Below are 14,334 nucleotides of genomic sequence, written 5' to 3' on the forward strand. Positions count from 1 at the left end.
TGGGTCGGCTTCCAGGGAGCCGCCGGTCCGCGGGAATGGGCTCAGCCCACCTGGCGCGCGCACCACGCGTCACAATCGTTCTCCTTTCGGCCTGACGAGCGGGCACAGGCACACGAGAGGAGTCCGCCGTGCCGACCCGAGGCATGCCCGAACGACCCGACCTGCAGCACTTCCGCCGCCAGGCCCGCACCCTGCAACGGGCGGTGCGCGCCGGCGAGGCCGACGCCGTCGCGCGGATCGCCCGGCTCCACCCCGCGCCGCCCGCCGAGGCCGCCGCCCTGCCGCTCAGCGCGGCCCAGCTCGTCGTCGCCCGCGAGTACGGGTTCGCCAGCTGGCCCCGCCTCACCCGCTACGTGCGGACCGTCGCCGAGCACGGCTGGGACACCGGGCTCCGGGCGGTACCGGCGCAACATCCCGCCGACGAGTTCTGCCGGCTCGCCTGCCTGACCTACGGCCGGGAGGACGGGCCGGAGCGCTGGGCGGCGGCGCGCGAGCTGCTCGGGCGGCACCCCGGCCTGACCGCCGGCAGCATCTGGGCCGCGGCCGCCGCCGCGCGCCCCGACGACGTCGGACGGCTGCTCGCCGCGCGGCCCGGCCTGGTGTCGCAGCCGGGCGGGCCGCTGGGCTGGCGGCCGCTGTTCGGCCTGGTGTACTCCCGGCACGACCCCGGCATCGCGGCCGAACCGGTGCTCAGGACCGCCCGGCTCCTGCTCGACGCCGGGGCCGACGCCAACGACGGGTACCTCTTCGACGGCCTGCCCATGCCGTTCACGCTGCTGACGGGGGTCTTCGGCGCCGGGGAGCTGGGCCGCGCCCACCAGCCGCCGCACCCGCACTGGCGCGCGCTGGGCCGGCTGCTGCTGGACGCGGGCGCGGACCCCAACGACGGGCAGGCCCTGTACAACCGGATGTTCGAGCCCGACGACTCGCACCTGGAGCTGCTGTTCGAGCACGGGCTCGGCACCGGCGACGGCGGACCGTGGAAGGCCCGCATCGACACCCTGCCGACGCCGGCCCAACTGCTGCGCGTGCAGCTGCGGTGGGCCGTCACGCACCACCAGGCGGCCCGGGTACGGCTGCTGGACCGGCACGGCGTCGACATCGCCGCGCCGTTCACCGACGACGGGCCGCCGTGGGCCCCGGCCGACGGCCGCACGCCGCTCGAGCTGGCCGAGCTCTACGGCGACGCCACCATCGCCGGGTACCTCCGGGAGCGTGGGGTGCCCCGCCCCGGACCCGACCCGGCGCACGACCTCGTCGCCGCCGCGTTCCGGGCCGACCCGGGGGCGGTGGCCCGCGTCGCCGCGGAGCACCCCGGCGCCGCCGCCGAGGCCCGGCGCCGCCACCCGGGGCTGCTCGTGTGGGCCGCGGCCCGGGCCTCGGCCGAGACGGTGGCGCTGCTGGCCGGGCTCGGGTTCGACGTCAACGCCTACGGCCGCGGCGACGCCCCCGCCGAGGGCGCCTGGGAGACCGCCCTGCACCACGCGGCGGGCAACGGCGACACCGCGCTCGCCCGCCGGCTGCTCGACCTGGGCGCCGACCCGGACCGGCGCGACCAGCGCTTCGGCGCCACCCCGCTGGGCTGGGCCCGGCACTTCGATCAGCGCTCGACGGCGGAGCTGCTCGAGCCGCTCACCGCCCCGGACTGACGGGCGCGGGCGGACCGGACCAGCGACGGTACGACGACGGCGGTCACCGCGGCGACGGCGAGCAGGAGCCAGACCCACGGGAGGCCGTCGTCGTCGACGCGGACGAAGGTGGACCATTACCACTGGTGGGTCACCTCCGCCATGCGGTCCTCGGACCGTTGCCAGGCCACGTCGAGCAGCAGCAGCGCGCCGCACTGGGCGATGAGCACGGCCCCGATCCTCTGGTGTACCCCGGCGGCGTGCCCGATCGCCCGGCGCAGGGCGGCGCCGATGGACAGGGCCGCGGCGAGCATCAGGGCCACGCCGAAGAGGTACCCGCCGAACCAGGTGGGGTCGCCGTCGTACGCGATGACCCCGCTCAGCGGCTGCACGTTGGCCATGTGGTCGCCGTTGAACGCGACGTACGGCATCCGGACCGGGCCGCTGCCGGCCAGCACCAGCACGGCGCCGGCCGCGGCCCACAGCCCGATCCGTACCCGCCGCGCCGGGCGGGCGACGGCGTAGAGGCCGCCGATGAGGATGGCGACCGCGGACCCCGTGAGCACCCAGACCCACACCTCGACGGCGTCGCGCAGCGGCCACAGCACGAGCAGCCCGAGCACGGTACCGGCGGCGGCGACGACGGCCGGGCCGAGCGCCCGGTGCGCCGGGGCGGGCGGGCCGCCGATCACCATGGCGACGACCATGGCCAGGAGGACGAGCACGGAGCCGGGCAGGAGCGGGGTGAGCAGGCCGGCCAGGAACGGCGGGGCCACGTCGTCGTAGGAGTCGCGGGCGAGCAGTGAGATGCCGCCGACGGCGGCGACGGCGGCGAAGGCGGCCAGATGCGCCCACCGCGCCGATTTTCTCTCGCGAACCGGCTTTGGTTGCGGCGTTTCGGGTGGCGCCGGCGCCGGAATGGGTTGCGACGCCGGTGGTGGCGTCGACGCCGGAACCGGCTGCGGTTCCGCGGGTGGCGTCGGCGCCGGGACTGGTTCCGGCGCCGACGTCAGCAGGCTTCCCTGGGCCACGACCATCTCCGGCTGCTCCAGAATCACCGGCGCGATGCCGAGGGCCTGGTGCAGGAGGGTGGCCACGAGCGGCACCCGGCTCCCGCCACCCACCAGGAACACGCCCGCGAGCCGCCCGGCGGTGACGTCGCTGGCGAACAGGGTCGCCGTGGTGAGCGCCACCGTCCGGTCCAGCCAGGGCCGGGCGAGCGCCTCGAACTCGGGGCGCGTCAGGTACAGGTCGACGTCCAGCAGCGGTACCGTCAGCCCGGCCGTCGCCGCCCGGCTCAGCAGCTCCTTGGTCGACCGGGCGTCCTCCCACAGCGCGCGGCGGTGGCGGCGGTCGGCGACGGTCCCCGGCCGTTCGAGGCGCTGCCACAGCTCCGGCCCGCGCGCGGCGACCGCCACGCGGATCCGCTCGACCACCGCGGCGTCGAGGTCGATGCCGCCGACGTCGTCGAGCCCGGCCGCGGCGGCGACGTGCCAGCCGTCGCCGGTGCGGCGCAGGACGCTGACGTCGAAGGTACCGCCGCCGAAGTCGTACACGACGACGGCGTGGCCCTCGGGCACCCGGTGGCCGAGGGCGCCGGTGAAGTACATCGCCGCCGCGACCGGCTCGGCGACCAGGCTCACCGCGGGCAGCCCGGCGGCCGCGGCGGCGTCGCTCAGCAGCGCCCGCCGGGTCGCGCCCCAGCCCGCGGGGTGGGTGAGCACGGTGGCGCCCGGCGGCCCGCCCAGCACGCGGACCGCCTCGTCGGCGACCCGGCGCAGGATGGCCTCGATCAGCCGCGGTACCGGCACCTCGCGCTCGTTGAGCAGGACGCTGCCCTCGTCGATGCGCCGCTTCGGATGCGGCTCGTAGGCGCTGGGCTCGATGCGGGCGCTGCGCTCGGCGTCGCGGCCGACGAGCATCGTGCCGTCGCCGCCGAGGTACACGGCCGACGGCAGCAGGGGCGAGGCCTCGAACAGCAGCGCGTCGACGCGCCCGCCGGGGCGGGCCAGCACCGCGACGGTGTGCGAGGTGCCGAAGTCGATCCCGAGCCGAACGGTCTGCATGGTGCGCAACCTCCAAATCGACGTCTGTGACCTGACGGATCGACGGGGAGCGCGTTTGATACATCCCGGTGCCGCTACGGCGCCAGCGCCTCCCACCACGGGCGGAACGGCAGCTCGGCCAGGGCGGCGACGGCCCGCGGGGGGAAGTCGGGCCAGGTGTCGCGCCGGATGTCGTGCCGGCGGTTGAGATGCCGGTCCAGGAGGAGGCGCGGCCGTTCCTCACGCTCGCGCTGATGCTGCTCGACGGGGGCCGTCGAGCTCGCCCCGGCCTTCGCCGAGGAGGCCCTGGACGTCCCGGCGCGGGAGTGGCGGCGCTGGCGGCGGCTGAACGAGCGGCTGGGTCAGCCGGTCCGGCTCCCGTAGGCGGCTCGGCTGGCCTCGATGTGCGGGACGTGCTCCATCGCCCAGCCGGCCAGCGCCAGGGCCGGCGGCAGGAGGCTCTGCCCCATGCCGGTCAGGTTGTACTCCACCCGGGGCGGCACCTCGGCATGCACCGTGCGGGCCACCAGCCCGTCGCGCTCCAGGTTGCGCAGGGTCAGCGTCAGCATCCGCTGGGAGATGCCCGGGATCTGCTGCTGCAGCTCGGTGAAGCGCACGGTGCCCTGATCGAGGGTCGCCACGATGAGCAGCGTCCACTTGTTGCAGATCTGGTCGAGGATGGCCCGGATCGTGCGGCCGCCGTCGCCCCGGATCATGCATGCGTGCTCGAACTGCTCCACGACATCTCCCTGTGCCTCACGCACACGCGTGTGCCTTTTGTACGCCCTCCGATAGTGCCGCATCATGGCCGGCATGGAGATCGCGTACTGGATCGTCGGCGGGCTGCTCGCACTCTTCTACGTGTACGCCGGGGGCAAGAAGGTGGCCCAGAGCCAGGAGGCGCTGCGGCCGATGATGGGCTGGGTCGACACGGTACCGATGCCGCTGGTGCGCACCATCGGCGCGCTGGAGCTGCTCGGCGCGGCCGGGCTCATCCTGCCGCCGCTGACCGGGATCGCGCCCGGGCTCGCGATCGCGGCGGCGGCCGGCCTCGTGCTGATCCAGGTCGGCGGCATCGTCACGCACGTGTCGCGGGGCGAGGCCCGGATGATCGGCCTCAACATCGGGCTGCTGGTCGCGGCGGGCGTCGCCGTCTGGCTCGCCACCGTCTGGGTCTAGCGTCCCGTGACCGGCCTGGTGCTGTTCGACCTCGACGACACCTTGGTCGACCGGTCCGCCGCGTTCCGGCGGTGGGCGGCCGAGCTCTGCGCCGACCGTTCCCTGCCGGCCGGGGCGTTCGAGTGGCTCCTGGCAGCGGACCGTTCGGAGGGCTTCTTCGCGGCGGTGCGGGCGCGCTTCGGGCTGGTCGATGATGTCTGGGCGCAGTACCGCCGCCGGATGCCCGAGCTCGTCACCTGCCGGCCCGGGGTGCTGAGCCTGCTCACCGGCCTGCGGGCCGCGGGCCGGCGGGTCGGGATCGTCACGAACGGCCACGCCGACAACCAGCTCGGCAAGATCCGCCGGACCGGCCTGGACCGGGCCGTCGACGGCTGGGCCGTCTCCGGCGAGCTGGGCGTGCGCAAGCCGGACCGGGCCCTGTTCGCCGCCGCGGCCGCCGCGTGCGGGGCCGACCTCGCCGGCGGCGGATGGATGGTCGGCGACAACCCGGCCGACGACATCGCGGGCGGGCGCGCGGCCGGCCTGGCGACGATCTGGATCGCCGGGGGCCGGCCCTGGCCCCGCGACTTGCTCCCGCCTGATCACACCTGCGACACGGTCGAGGCCGCCGCCGGGTGGATACTCCCCGCATGAAGCTGTCGGTGCAGTCGATCACGCTGATGATCGCGGGCGGCGTGCTGATCCTCATCGGCCTGGGCGCGTCGGTCGGCCTGCTGAAGTCGCGCTTCAGCATGGTCGTCGCGATGACCGTCGGCCTGATCCTGCTCGCCGTCGGCCTGGGCCTGGCGATCCGCCCCCGGGTCCAGCAACATACCCAGCCGGCGCCGGCGGTCAGCGCCGCCGCCGGGTCGCCCGCCCGCCCTTACTATGGCATACTGCAATAGTGCGAGCTGCCATAGCAAGGGCCGACCGGGACATGGCGTCGCTGACCGTGCTCGCCCTCCTGCTCACGGGGGCGCGGCACACCTACGAGATGCACCTGATGATCGAGCGGACGCACAAGACGTTCGTGACGGGCCTGCCCCGCAGCCTGTACCACGCGGTGGAGAGGCTCCTCGCCGCCGGGCACGTGCGCGTCGTCGACACCACGCGCGACGGGCCGCGGCCGGAGCGGACCGTCTACGAGCTGACCAAAGAGGGCCGCATCCGGCTCCAGGAATGGGTGCACCTGTTACTCAGCCAGCCCGACACCGACTCGTCGCTGTTCGGGCCCGCGCTCACGTACTGCGGGTGCCTGCCGCCGATCGAGGTCGCCGACGCCCTGCGGCACCGGCGCAACCAGCTGCACGAGCGGGCCCTCGCGGCGCGCGCGGCCCTGGACGAGACCCGCGACCATCTGCCGCGGATTCTCATGGTCGAGGTGGAGTACGAGGCCTCCCGGCTGGAGGCCGAGCGCGCCTTCACCGACGGTCTCCTGGCCGACCTGAGGACCGGCCGCCTCACCTGGTCGGCCGACCCGAGCGACCTGCCCGACATCGACGAGCTGCTGCGGGAGGCGGAGTGAAGCTCCTGTTCACGGCGACGGCCCCGATCGCGGCCCCGCTCGCGGCGGTCCTGCCGCTGATCGACGGCGGGTGGGTGCTCGAGTCGATGCTGACGCCGCAGAGCCGCGCCTACGTCGACGTCGACCACCGGCCGGGCGTGGTGGGGATGCAGGGCCACTGGTGGTACCGCGGGGAGATCGCGGCCGACCCGGGCCCGGCGGGGGCCGCACTGACCTACCGCGTGTTCAACATCGCGCAGCGGGGCGCCTGGGCGGTGCCGCTGGCCAACAAACTGTTCATCGGCTACGGCAAGGGGGTACAGCAGACGGCCGACAAGCTCGCCGCCGCCATCGAGGAGAAGCTGCGCGCGGCCCGCTGAGCCCGGGTTGGCCCTTCTGCGGCCTTGGCTCGCTCACCCTGCTCCGCCACTACCGTCGCCGGCTGCGGTGCGTGCCTGGTCGGATCGACGTGGACCTCGCCCTGCTCGCCGCCGCGGGCGGCGTCGACGTCGCGGACTGCCTCCAACGCCTCGAACCGCTGCAGGCGCTCGGCCTGCTGGAAACCAAGCCGGAGAGCCCGGACTCGCTACGGTTCGCGCACGACCTGGTCCGCGAGTTCGGTCACCGAGACCACGACGCGGCAGCAGACCGTCCACCTGCATCTGCTGGTCGCCGACGCCCTCGAACGCACCCATGTGGACGACGAGTCTGTCGCCGAACGCCTCGCCTACCACCTCTGGGCCGCCGGCCCGGCTCGCACCGCGCAGGCACTGGCCCGTGCCGGGCGCCGTGCGGCGACCAAACTCGCGTTCGCGGCCGCCGGGCGCCACCTCGAATCGGCCGCCCGGATCGCGCGCACGGCCGGCCTGCGGGAGCTGGAGCTGTCGGTGCTGTCACTGCTCACCCTGGTTGCCAGCAGGCACGCGGGATACGGCGGTTCGACGTTCGACCTGCTGGAGCGGGCCGAGTACCTGGCCCGCATGCTCGGCCGCGAGACGGAGGCCGTCCACTTCCTGTTCGTTCGGCCGGTCGGGGCCTACACCTCGATCGAGAAGGACCGTGGGAGGTGGGCCCGCCGAGCGTACGAGCAAGGACAGGCGTCCGCCGACCCGATCATCCAAGCGTACGGCCGGCATGCCTGGCGGGCCGCAACCGCCCTCGACCGGGCCGACCGGGCCGTCACCACCTACGGCCAGCGTTTCGCCGAAGGGCTCCTGCTGTTGCTGCGCGCGCGCCTGCTGCACGCCCGCGGCGAACCCGTCGACGTCGTGCGTGCCGCCGCCGAAGCAGCCCGCGCCCGATCGGACGAACGCGGGGCCCATCTCTTCGCGCGCCGCTCCGAGCGGTTCCTGGCCGAAATCGACCAGGAACCGCCGGACATCTGATCGCGCGCTGGACGCGGAAGTCAGCCGCCGGCGTGCGCGGCCGGGCGGGGTTCGTGAGGAGCCGCCGCATCACGGCACGCCCGCCCGGCACATCACCCCGGCCGCCCACCGGCGACGCGCCGGGAACGACCCCCGGCAACGGGCCGGTCACCCTCGCCGCGCCGGGTAAGGTGGTGCGTCGTGACCGTCACCGCCTTGGTCTGGGCCGCGACGCTGGCCGGCGTGGGCGTCATGCTCCTGGTCGACCTGGCCATCGTCGCGCGCCGGCCGCATGAGCCGTCGGTGCGGGAGTCGGCGATCTGGGTCAGTGTCTACATCGCGCTCGCAGTGCTGTTCGGGCTGTTCGTGCTGGCCATGTGGGGGCGCGACGCGGCCGGGGCCTTCTTCGCGGGCTGGCTCACGGAGTACAGCCTGTCCGCCGACAACCTCATCGTCTTCGTGATCATTCTGGGGCGGTTCCGGGTGCCCCGGGCTCAGCAGCAGCGCGTGCTCATGGTCGGGATCGTGCTCGCGCTCGTGCTGCGCGGCGGGTTCATCGCCGCCGGGGCCGCGGCGATCAGCCGGTTCTCGTGGGTGTTCTACATCTTCAGCCTGTTCCTGGTGTACACGGCGGTGAAGCTGGCGACCCAGGGCGAGCCCGACGGCGACGAGTTCAAGGAGAACCCGCTGGTCCGGTGGTCGCGCCGGATCCTCACGCCGACCGTCGCGGTCCTCGTCGCCATCGGCACGACCGACCTGATCTTCGCCCTGGACTCGATCCCGGCGGTGTTCGGACTCACCGCCGAGCCCTACCTGGTCTTCACCGTCAACGTGTTCGCCCTGATGGGGCTCCGGCAACTGTACTTCCTCATCGGCGGCCTGCTCGACCGCCTCGTGTACCTGTCGCTGGGCCTGGCGGTGGTCCTCGGCTTCATCGGCGTGAAGCTGTTCCTCGAGGCCCTCGCCGACAACTCGCTGCCGTTCGTCAACGGCGGCGACCCGGTCGGCTGGGCCCCGCACATCGGCATCCCGCTCTCCCTCGGCGTCATCGTCGGCACGCTGACCATCACGACCGTCGCGTCCCTGCTCAAGTCCCGCCGCGACGCCCGCACCGGCCCCTGATCAGCCGGCGATGAGCTCGTCCGCCACCCACCGGGCGACGCCGGCCGGGTACGGCGCCGGCACGCTGAGGATGACGTGCCCGAAGCCGGCCGCGACCGCGGCGCCGATCGCCTCCCTCGTGGGCTCCGGCCGCTCGTAGGACTCGACCGGCAGGTGGATCGAGCGGGTGATCCCGGCCGGGTCGCGGCCGATCTCGGCGCAGTACCGGTCGAGCAGCGCGCTGCGCGCCACGCACTCGTCGAGGTCGCCGCCGGGGATGTTCCAGATGTCGGCGTGCCGGGCCACGAGCCGCAGCGTCGCCGCCGAGCGGCCGCCGATGAGCACCGGCGGGTGCGGGCGCTGCACGGGCCTGGGGTTGCCGAACGCCCCCGTCAGCCGGATCTGCCGGCCCTCGAAGTCGAACGGCTCGCCTGAGGTCCACAGCCGCTTGATGACGGTGCACGCCTCGTCGAGCCGCTCGACGGCGTCGGCGGTGTCGAGGTACGGCAGCCCGTTCCCGTCGTACTCGCGCCGCGCGAGCGGGTGGCCCGGCCGCGAACCGACCCCGATGCCGAAGTCGAGCCGCCCGCCGGACACGACGTCCACGGTGGCCGCGATCTTCGCCAGCATCGCCGGCGGACGGAACCGGTTGCTGGTCACGAGCAGCCCGAGCCGCAGCCGCCGCGTCTGCGCCGCGAGCGCCGACAGCAGCGTCCAGCCCTCGAAGATCGGCCCGGCGGGGTCGCCCCCGATGGGCATGAGGTGGTCGAACAGCCAGGCGTGCTCGAGCTCGGGCACGTCGTCGGCCTCGCGCCACACGCGCACGATGTCGGCGTACTCGACCTGCATGGGCGCGGTCATGATCCCGAAGCTCACCACGGGAACCCCTCTCACCGGATACGGAACCTGGTTCCGTTAACCGTAGCGGAACCATGTTCCACTTGCCAAGCTCTACCCTCGGCCGGTGGTCATGCACTCGTTGTCCCGCGCCGACGCGCGCCGGCTCGCGGTCCGCGCGCAGCTGCTCGCGGCCGAGCGCCCGGCCGGGCTGTTCGAGACCGTGCGCGGGCTGTGGGAGCTGCAGAACGACCCGACGGCGTACGTGGCCCGCAGCGCCGACCTCGTGCTGTGGGGCCGGCTCGGCGAGGAGTACGACCCGCAGGAGCTGCGCGACGCCCTCGACGAGCAGGCGCTGCTGGAGCTGCAGGGCCTGATCCTGGTACCGCCGGATATCGCGCTGCACCGCGCGGAGATGGACGCCTGGCCGGTGCACGAGTGGCAGGAGGGCCTCGGCGTCTGGGTCGAGGCCAACACCGGCTGCCGGCTCGACATCCTCGCGCGGCTGCGGGCCGACGGACCGCTGACGGTGCGGGAGCTGCCCGACACGTGCGTGGTGTCGTGGCGCTCCTCGGGCTGGTCGAACAACCGCAACGTCGGCCGGATGCTCGACGCGATGGTCCAGCGCGGCGAGGTCGCGGCGGCCGGGCGGCGCGGGGCCGAGCGCCTGTGGGACCTCGCCGAGCGCGTCTACCCCGACGACGTCGTCCCGCTGGAGGAGGCCCGCCGCGCCCGCGACGAGCGCCGCCTGCGCTCCCTGGGCATCGCCCGCGGCGGCGACGCGGGCGAGCCGGCCGTCGTCGAGGGCGTCCCGGGCGAGTGGCGCGTGGACCCGGAGCGGCTCGGGGGCCGTTTCTCCGGTCGTACCGTCCTGCTCTCGCCCCTGGACCGCCTGGTCTACGACCGCAAGCGGATGACCGAGCTGTTCGAGTTCGACTACCAGCTGGAGATGTACAAGCCGGCCGCGAAGCGCCGCTGGGGCTACTGGGCGCTGCCGATCCTGCACGGCGACCGCCTCATCGGCAAGCTCGACGCGGCCGCCGACCACCGCGCGGGCGTGCTGCGGGTGGACGCGGTGCACGAGGACGTACCGTTCACGAAGGCGCAGACGGCCGCGGTCCGGCGCGAGATCGGGAGCCTGGCGGCCTGGCTCCGGCTCGAGGTCGCGGCGCCGTGAGCGGCCCTGCCGTCGGCGAGCTGCACCGTCCGGAACGCGAGGCGCATCGCCCGGGTGCGCTGCCGCCCGTAGTCGGCGATGACGATCCGGCCGCCTGGTCGCAGTACACCGGCCATCGACGCGAGAATGGCCCGCTTCACCGGCATCGGGCACTGGTGCAGCACCAGGCTGGACACGGCGGTGTCGGCCGACCCGGCGCCGAGCAGCGCCACGAGCGCGTCCCCGCGGCCCTCGCGCCACCGCACCGCGCCGGTCCCGCCCTTGCGCCGCGCCACCGCCAGCACGCGCGGGTCGGGGTCGACGCCGACGATCCCGGCCCGCGGCTCGATCCGCGCGAGCAGCAGCGCGAGCGTGCCGGTCCCGCACCCGACGTCGACGATGACGTCCCCGGCGCGCGGCGCGGCGTACGCGGCGGCGAGGGCCCGCCACAGCCGCTCCCGCGTCAACGCGACCACGCGGTCGTAGAACCGGATCGGCCCGAGCCGCCCGAGGGCCGGCGTGAAGGTGTCGGTCATGCGAGCAGTCTCAGGCGCCCGGTGCCGCCGGGTCTTGAACGGATCGCTCGGCGCCGTCGGGCGCCACCGCGAGCAACTCGGCCGCCCGGTGCGCCCGCCACGGTGCCGGCCACGAAGAAGCTCACGTACTGCGGCAGGTAGGCGCTCGTCGGGAAGTCGATGACGGGCACCCAGAAGCCGATCGGGACGACGATGCGCAGGGCCCAGGTGGCCAGGGCCAGGCCGGCGATGAAGGCGAGCACGGTGCGGTACCGCAGCGGCCGTTGCTGCGATGGCCCGGCCGGGCGGAGCAGGGCGTAGGCGGTGTCGAGGACCAGCAGGGCGAGCACGAACCACAGCGGTCCGGATCCGATGCCGTGCCAGTCGCGCCACAGCAGCGGGTTGACGGCGAAGTAGAAGACCACGAACGGGATGCCGAGGCGGACCAGCCGGTCGCGCAGGAAGGCGCGCGGGCCCTTGCGGTCCAGGGAGCCGGGCGTGAAGCAGCCGGCGAGCAGGAAGAACGCGCCCATGAACCACGCCTGGTTGACGAGCATGAACAGGGTCAGCAGCAGGGACTCGGCGTCGCTGGTCGGCGGCTCGGTGTAGTACCAGGCGTCGAGCCCGCTGTAGATGCCGGCCACGTGGTGCAGCACCACGAGCGAGATGAGCAGGACGCGGAGGTTGTCCACGAACCACAGGCGAGGGGCGGTGTCTTCCATGGACCTGAAGCTAGGAACGGGACGGCCGCGCGGTAATGCGGCTGGACGTACGTCTCAGTGGGTCCAGCCCCACTCGTGCCCGCGCACCCGGGCGTGCACAGTGGTGGCATGAAGGTGATCGTGGGGTTCGGGCGGGCCTGCGCCCTCGCCGTCGTCACGCTCCTCGTCCCGGCCGTCTGGGCCGGGGCGGTGGTGGTGGCGTACCTGTGGCGCGACAGCCCGTGGTCGTGGTTCGCGCCCGCGTTGTGGGCCGTCGCCGGCACCCTGCTGCTGGTGCGGCCGGTCTGCCGCATGGTCCGGGCCCTGGTCGCGCGGTGGACCGGCACGGTCATCCCGCCCGGGTACCGCGAGCCCGCCCCCGTGATCCAGCTGTCGACCGGGTACTGGTGGAACGGCCACTCCTACGCCCGCACCCGCGAGCGCGCGCTCGAGGAGCAGCGGTGGCGGACCCGGCTCGGCGACCCGGCGCTGCGGCGCGACCTGTCGTTCGTGTTCGTCGCCCCGTTCGCCGCCGGCGTCGTCGCGGCGGTGCCGCCGGTCGCGCTGGGCCTCGCCGTCCTCGGGGGGTGGTGGCTGCTCGGCGTGCCCGTGGCCCTCGCCGCGGCCCCGTTCGCGTGGCGGGTCGGCGCGCCGGTGGCGGTCCGGTTCCTGCGCCCCTCCCCCGCGATGCGCCTGGCCGGGCGGGTCGAGGAGCTGACCGCCCAGCGCGCCGACACCACCGTCGCGCAGGCGGCCGAGATCCGCCGCATCGAGCGCGACCTGCACGACGGGGCCCAGGCCCGCCTGGTCGCCCTGGGCCTGTCGCTGGCCACCGCCGAGAAGCTGATGGCCACCGATCCGGACAGAGCCGCGGCGGTACTGCGGGAAGCCCGCGCCGGCGCCGCCACCTCCCTGAGCGAGCTGCGGGAGCTGGTGCGGGGCATCAGCCCGCCGGTGCTCAACGAGCGCGGCCTGATCGACGCGGTGCGCGCGTTCGCGATGGACAGCCCGCTCGAGACGACCGTCGAGACCGACCTGCGCCTGCGGCTGGACCCGCCGATCGAGTCGGCGCTGTACTTCGGCGTCGCCGAGCTGCTCACCAACGCCGTCAAGCACGCCCGGGCGAGCCGGGCCCGCATCGCCATCGGGCGGGACGGCACGCACCTGGTGGTCGAGGTCAGCGACGACGGCCGCGGCGGGGCCACCGTGCCGGCCGAGGGCGGGCTCGCCGGGCTGCGCCGCCGGCTCGCCGCGTTCGACGGCACGCTCGAGCTCACCAGCCCGGACGGCGGCCCGACCCGGGCGCGGATGGCGGTGCCGTGCGAGTCGTCGTAGCCGAGGACCTGTACCTGCTGCGCGACGGCATGGTGCGGCTCATCGAGGCGTTCGGGCACGAGGTGGTCGCGACCGCGGCCGACGGCGGGGCGACCCTCACGGCGCTGCTGACCCACCGGCCCGACGTCGCCGTGGTCGACGTGCGGATGCCGCCGGGGCAGTCCGACGAGGGCCTGCGGGCCGCGCTGGCCGCCCGCCGCGAGGTGCCCGGCCTGCCGATCCTCATCCTGTCCCAGCACGTCGAGCAGCTCTACGCCCGCGAGCTGCTGGCCGACGGGGCGGGCGGCATCGGGTACTTCCTCAAGGAGAGCGTCTTCGACGCCGACCAGTTCATCGACGCCCTCGAGCGCGTCGCGGCGGGCGGGACCGCGATGGACCCGGCGGTCATCGCCAAGCTGCTGGCCAGCGGCTCGTCGACGCGGCGCCTGGAGGCGCTCACCGAGCGGGAGCACTCCGTGCTGAGCCTGATGGCCGAGGGCCTGTCCAACCAGGCGATCGGGCAGCGGCTCTTCCTGAGCGAGAGCGCGATAAGCAAGTACACCACCTCGCTCTTCGGCAAGCTGGGCCTGGCCGACGACGACACCACGAACCGGCGGGTCCTGGCGGTGCTCGCCTTCCTTTCAGATTACAAAATTTGAAATCTGTAACGCAGGGCGGCGGCGAGGTCGGCCACCTGCCGTGGTTCGGCGCCGGCAACCTCCCGGCCAACCTGGCCCTCGTGGACCGGCTCCGCCCGATCGCCGCCGGCCTCGGCGTGACCGTCGCCCAGCTGGCGATCGCGTGGGTACTGTCGCGCGGCCCCGCCATCGTGGCTCTCGTCGGCGCCAGCCGCCCGGCGCGCGTCGCCTCCGCCGTGGACGCGTCCGCGATCGTGCTGAGCGCCGCCGACCTCGCCGCCGTCGAGGCCGCGGTGCCGCCCCGGTCCGTCGCCGGCACCCGGTACGCGAAGCCGCTCATGGCCATGCTCGACAGCGAGCGCTAGGGTCGCCC

The 14,334-nt window shown here is 74.4% G+C and carries 16 protein-coding genes and 1 pseudogene; 12 read left to right on the plus strand and 5 right to left on the minus strand.

Annotated features, from left to right (window positions below; genetic code table 11):
• Window positions 1–128: 128 nt before the first annotated feature.
• On the plus strand, window positions 129–1,649 hold the full coding sequence (locus tag ACPPVO_RS30905; protein WP_426502057.1) for an ankyrin repeat domain-containing protein: 1,521 nt from the start codon (window positions 129–131) through the stop codon (window positions 1,647–1,649).
• A gap of 116 nt (window positions 1,650–1,765) precedes the next feature.
• On the opposite strand, the gene ACPPVO_RS30910 is transcribed toward ACPPVO_RS30905, so the two are convergent.
• Entirely contained in the window at window positions 1,766–3,694 is a 1,929-nt protein-coding gene (locus ACPPVO_RS30910; RefSeq protein ID WP_426502058.1) for an Hsp70 family protein, read from the minus strand.
• Between the two features lie 341 nt (window positions 3,695–4,035).
• Window positions 4,036–4,413: a winged helix-turn-helix transcriptional regulator gene (locus ACPPVO_RS30915; protein WP_426502060.1), complete on the minus strand. Its 378-nt coding sequence runs from the start codon at window positions 4,411–4,413 to the stop codon at window positions 4,036–4,038.
• A gap of 73 nt (window positions 4,414–4,486) precedes the next feature.
• Between ACPPVO_RS30915 and ACPPVO_RS30920 the strand changes: the two genes are divergently transcribed.
• From ACPPVO_RS30920 to ACPPVO_RS30950, 7 genes are all read left to right on the plus strand, one after another.
• Window positions 4,487–4,852 carry a DoxX family protein gene (locus ACPPVO_RS30920; RefSeq protein ID WP_426502061.1) on the plus strand — a complete coding sequence of 122 codons (366 nt, stop codon included), beginning with the start codon at window positions 4,487–4,489 and terminating at the stop codon, window positions 4,850–4,852.
• A gap of 6 nt (window positions 4,853–4,858) precedes the next feature.
• Window positions 4,859–5,485, plus strand: a complete 627-nt coding sequence (locus ACPPVO_RS30925; RefSeq protein WP_426502062.1) for an HAD family hydrolase — start codon at window positions 4,859–4,861, stop codon at window positions 5,483–5,485.
• On the plus strand, window positions 5,482–5,736 hold the full coding sequence (locus tag ACPPVO_RS30930) for a hypothetical protein (RefSeq protein ID WP_426502064.1): 255 nt from the start codon (window positions 5,482–5,484) through the stop codon (window positions 5,734–5,736). The genes ACPPVO_RS30925 and ACPPVO_RS30930 overlap by 4 nt, the downstream gene beginning before the upstream one ends.
• A complete protein-coding gene (locus tag ACPPVO_RS30935; protein WP_426502065.1) occupies window positions 5,736–6,356 on the plus strand; it encodes a PadR family transcriptional regulator in 621 nt (206 codons plus the stop codon). The genes ACPPVO_RS30930 and ACPPVO_RS30935 overlap by 1 nt, the downstream gene beginning before the upstream one ends.
• Window positions 6,353–6,715, plus strand: coding sequence for a hypothetical protein (locus ACPPVO_RS30940; protein ID WP_426502066.1), 363 nt, complete (start codon window positions 6,353–6,355; stop codon window positions 6,713–6,715). The genes ACPPVO_RS30935 and ACPPVO_RS30940 overlap by 4 nt, the downstream gene beginning before the upstream one ends.
• A gap of 315 nt (window positions 6,716–7,030) precedes the next feature.
• Complete coding sequence (locus ACPPVO_RS30945) at window positions 7,031–7,720, plus strand: hypothetical protein (protein ID WP_426502067.1); 690 nt, start codon at window positions 7,031–7,033, stop codon at window positions 7,718–7,720.
• A 180-nt stretch (window positions 7,721–7,900) separates the two neighbouring features.
• The gene (locus ACPPVO_RS30950) at window positions 7,901–8,821 is read left to right on the plus strand and encodes a TerC family protein (protein ID WP_426502068.1); all 921 of its coding nucleotides are present in this window, start codon (window positions 7,901–7,903) and stop codon (window positions 8,819–8,821) included.
• Here ACPPVO_RS30950 and ACPPVO_RS30955 read toward each other — a convergent pair whose 3' ends face one another.
• On the minus strand, window positions 8,822–9,676 hold the full coding sequence (locus ACPPVO_RS30955) for an LLM class flavin-dependent oxidoreductase (RefSeq protein WP_426502069.1): 855 nt from the start codon (window positions 9,674–9,676) through the stop codon (window positions 8,822–8,824).
• A 94-nt stretch (window positions 9,677–9,770) separates the two neighbouring features.
• Here ACPPVO_RS30955 and ACPPVO_RS30960 point away from each other — a divergent pair, with 94 nt between their 5' ends.
• Window positions 9,771–10,814, plus strand: a complete 1,044-nt coding sequence (locus ACPPVO_RS30960) for a DNA glycosylase AlkZ-like family protein (protein ID WP_426514728.1) — start codon at window positions 9,771–9,773, stop codon at window positions 10,812–10,814.
• A gap of 47 nt (window positions 10,815–10,861) precedes the next feature.
• Here the strand turns inward: ACPPVO_RS30960 and ACPPVO_RS30965 are convergent.
• A pseudogene (locus tag ACPPVO_RS30965) lies at window positions 10,862–11,329 on the minus strand (class I SAM-dependent methyltransferase); the annotation flags it as partial.
• Window positions 11,326–12,030: an acyltransferase family protein gene (locus ACPPVO_RS30970; protein WP_426502070.1), complete on the minus strand. Its 705-nt coding sequence runs from the start codon at window positions 12,028–12,030 to the stop codon at window positions 11,326–11,328. The pseudogene ACPPVO_RS30965 and the gene ACPPVO_RS30970, both read right to left, overlap by 4 nt.
• 108 nt (window positions 12,031–12,138) lie before the next feature.
• On the opposite strand from ACPPVO_RS30970, the gene ACPPVO_RS30975 reads away from it, so the two are divergent.
• The 3 genes from ACPPVO_RS30975 to ACPPVO_RS30985 are packed head-to-tail and all read left to right on the plus strand — an operon-like array spanning window position 12,139 to window position 14,326.
• Window positions 12,139–13,344, plus strand: coding sequence for a sensor histidine kinase (locus ACPPVO_RS30975; protein WP_426502071.1), 1,206 nt, complete (start codon window positions 12,139–12,141; stop codon window positions 13,342–13,344).
• Entirely contained in the window at window positions 13,329–13,982 is a 654-nt protein-coding gene (locus tag ACPPVO_RS30980; RefSeq protein ID WP_426502072.1) for a response regulator transcription factor, read from the plus strand. The genes ACPPVO_RS30975 and ACPPVO_RS30980 overlap by 16 nt, the downstream gene beginning before the upstream one ends.
• The gene (locus ACPPVO_RS30985) at window positions 13,979–14,326 is read left to right on the plus strand and encodes an aldo/keto reductase (protein ID WP_426502073.1); all 348 of its coding nucleotides are present in this window, start codon (window positions 13,979–13,981) and stop codon (window positions 14,324–14,326) included. Before ACPPVO_RS30980 ends, ACPPVO_RS30985 begins: the two co-directional genes overlap by 4 nt.
• The last annotated feature ends 8 nt before the right edge of the window (window positions 14,327–14,334 follow it).

It is taken from the genome of Dactylosporangium sp. McL0621, from assembly GCF_049995355.1.
In the GTDB taxonomy this organism is placed as follows: Bacteria; Actinomycetota; Actinomycetes; order Mycobacteriales; family Micromonosporaceae; genus Dactylosporangium.

Coding starts and splice junctions, on each gene's coding strand:
- ACPPVO_RS30910 (WP_426502058.1), bottom strand. CDS start 3,694: ATGCAGACCGTTCGGCTCGGGATCGACTTCGGCACCTCGCACACCGTC.
- ACPPVO_RS30920 (WP_426502061.1), top strand. CDS start 4,487: ATGGAGATCGCGTACTGGATCGTCGGCGGGCTGCTCGCACTCTTCTAC.
- ACPPVO_RS30930 (WP_426502064.1), top strand. CDS start 5,482: ATGAAGCTGTCGGTGCAGTCGATCACGCTGATGATCGCGGGCGGCGTG.
- ACPPVO_RS30960 (WP_426514728.1), top strand. CDS start 9,771: ATGCACTCGTTGTCCCGCGCCGACGCGCGCCGGCTCGCGGTCCGCGCG.
- ACPPVO_RS30970 (WP_426502070.1), bottom strand. CDS start 12,030: ATGGAAGACACCGCCCCTCGCCTGTGGTTCGTGGACAACCTCCGCGTC.
- ACPPVO_RS30975 (WP_426502071.1), top strand. CDS start 12,139: ATGAAGGTGATCGTGGGGTTCGGGCGGGCCTGCGCCCTCGCCGTCGTC.